2 protein-coding genes and 1 pseudogene are annotated in these 2,083 nt (G+C 63.7%); all 3 read right to left on the bottom strand.

Going from position 1 to position 2,083, the window contains the following annotated elements; translation table 11 throughout:
- Nucleotides 1-147: 147 nt before the first annotated feature.
- A complete protein-coding gene (locus tag FCU66_RS36300; protein WP_136621482.1) occupies nt 148-507 on the bottom strand; it encodes an SPW repeat protein in 360 nt (119 codons plus the stop codon).
- A gap of 152 nt (nt 508-659) precedes the next feature.
- Nucleotides 660-1,727 (bottom strand): D-alanine--D-alanine ligase family protein, encoded by a 1,068-nt coding sequence (locus tag FCU66_RS36295; protein WP_136621483.1) that lies wholly within the window; start codon nt 1,725-1,727, stop codon nt 660-662.
- A gap of 24 nt (nt 1,728-1,751) precedes the next feature.
- Nucleotides 1,752-2,083: pseudogene (locus FCU66_RS36290) on the bottom strand (hypothetical protein); the annotation flags it as partial.

The following is a 2,083-nucleotide window of genomic DNA, read 5'->3' as shown; positions in this document are numbered from 1 at the left end:
CGGCGAGGCGAAGACCGGCAATTCGATGCCGCGCTTGGCCAAGCCGGCAACCCGGCTCCGCGCGGCCTGGACGACAAACGCATGGAGCGTATATTCAAATCTGGAGGAGCCCGCCGCTCGCGCGCCGGACCCCCCACCCTTTACCGGTCACGCATGTGCGTGCGGATGACGGAAGTCCCAGACGGCCCAACCTGATACGGCAACCACCAGCACGCCGAGAATGACGTGGGTAGCCATCGCGGACCCGTTCGCCATGAAGCCGAGAAGCCAGGGCGAAACGATCAGCCAGAGCCCGAGAACGACACTAACCCATTCCTCCCACTCGGCGAATGCGGCAAGCGTCGCCAGAGCCATGACGCCCAGCACGACGCCAACAACCCAGGCGTTCCATGCGGGAGTGGTTTCAGCAGCGAAGCCGATTATCCAAGGTGAGATGAACAGGCAGATGGCAAGGACCAGATTAAGCCAGTCCTGGCCCTTCTTTCCTTCCATGAGTGTATTAGCCATGACAACCTCCATAGATGAAGCTTGACCAAAGCGTTAAGTACGCGTGCAACGCACGCTCAATCATTGATGTAACTACGCTTCACATGGCCTTCAAGACCTGGCTAATATGAGCCCCGGCTTGGCGTAGACCACTTCCCTGCTCCCGAACGGGATCAACGCGCCGCATGCCTGGCCAGCGCGTGCTCGATCAGCACGTCGATGGTCTGGCTGTAGCCGATGCCTGACGCCGCCAGCGCCTTGGCGTACATCGAGATGTCGGTGAAGCCGGGAATGGTGTTGACCTCGTTGACCAGCAGGCTGCCATCGGCGCGCAGGAAGAAATCGACGCGCGCCATGGCTTCGCAGCCGAGCGCCTGAAAGGCCTGCCGCGCCATCTCCCTCGCTCTGTCGGCAACCGCTTCCGGGACATCGGCGGGCACCTTCACCACCGCGCCGTCGGCATCGAGATATTTGGCCTCATAGGTGTAGAAGCCGTGCTTGCCGGCCGGAATGATCTCGCCGGGCAGCGACACCGTCAGCGAGCCGTCGGCCCGCTCCAGCACCGAGAACTCGATCTCGCGGCCTTCGACGAACTCCTCCACCAAAACCTTGCTGTCATGCTGGAAAGCCGCCTCGACGGCCGCGGTGAAGCCGGCTCTGTCGGTCGCCTTGCTGACCCCGAAGGACGAGCCCTGGCGCGCCGGCTTGACGAACACCGGCAGGCCGAGCTTCGCCGCGACATCCTCGAAGGACACGGGCTCCCCGCGCCGCAAGGTCAGCGAGCGGGCAACCGCCAGTCCCGCCTCGCGCATCAGCCGCTTGGCGACATCCTTGTCCATGGCCGCGGCCGAAGCGAGGATGCCGCAGCCGACATAGGCGACATCTGCGACTTCCGCATAACCTTGCACCGACCCGTCCTCGCCGAACGGCCCGTGCAGCACGGGAAAGACGACGTCGACGGGGTCAGGCTGCGTTCCATCCCGCGACACGGCGACCAGCCTGCCCTTGCCGCCGGGCAAAAGCGCAACCTCGATGCCGTCCTCGGATGCCGGCGCCCCTGCCCCGTCGCCGGCGGCCGACTGTTGCAGCAGCCATCTGCCGCTCCGGGAAATGGCGATCGGCACGATGTCGTAGCGCGTCCGGTCGATCGCCTTCAGCACATTGGCGGCCGAAAGGCGCGACACGTCATGCTCGGCCGAACGCCCGCCATAGAGGATGGCCACTCTTGTCTTCCCGGTCATCGAAATCCCTCAACTCTCAAAAGATCAAATGGCGACGGCAATGCCGCGATTGGCAAAGAAGCGGTCGAAATCGGCTGGCGCCAACACTGCGTTTGCCTGTGTGGCGCTGGTATGGCCGGACGGATTGTGGAAGCGGAAACCTTCGTCCGACGTCGCGGTGACCAGCACCAGATGGCCGCCCTTCGATGGCGGCTCGCGCTCGGGCCAGCGGATCGAACTGCTGACCGAAGCGATGAAGAAGCGCGAGCGCGAAAGGATGGCTGGAATGTCGGCTGTCGCGACATTGGTCATCACTTCGGCTCGGAGCCCAAAAACCTCTTTCACGAAGCTGACGAAGGGCGCGTAGATCAGTCCCT

The organism is Mesorhizobium norvegicum, from assembly GCF_004919685.1.
GTDB classification, from domain to species: Bacteria; Pseudomonadota; Alphaproteobacteria; order Rhizobiales; family Rhizobiaceae; genus Mesorhizobium; species Mesorhizobium norvegicum.
The sequence above is the reverse complement of the archived record's forward strand: the minus strand, read 5'-3'. Positions and strand labels throughout refer to the sequence as shown.

Bases quoted from the DNA above. Each gene is read 5' to 3' on its own strand.
- FCU66_RS36300 (WP_136621482.1), bottom strand. From the start codon at position 507: ATGGCTAATACACTCATGGAAGGAAAGAAGGGCCAGGACTGGCTTAAT.
- FCU66_RS36295 (WP_136621483.1), bottom strand. From the start codon at position 1,727: ATGACCGGGAAGACAAGAGTGGCCATCCTCTATGGCGGGCGTTCGGCC.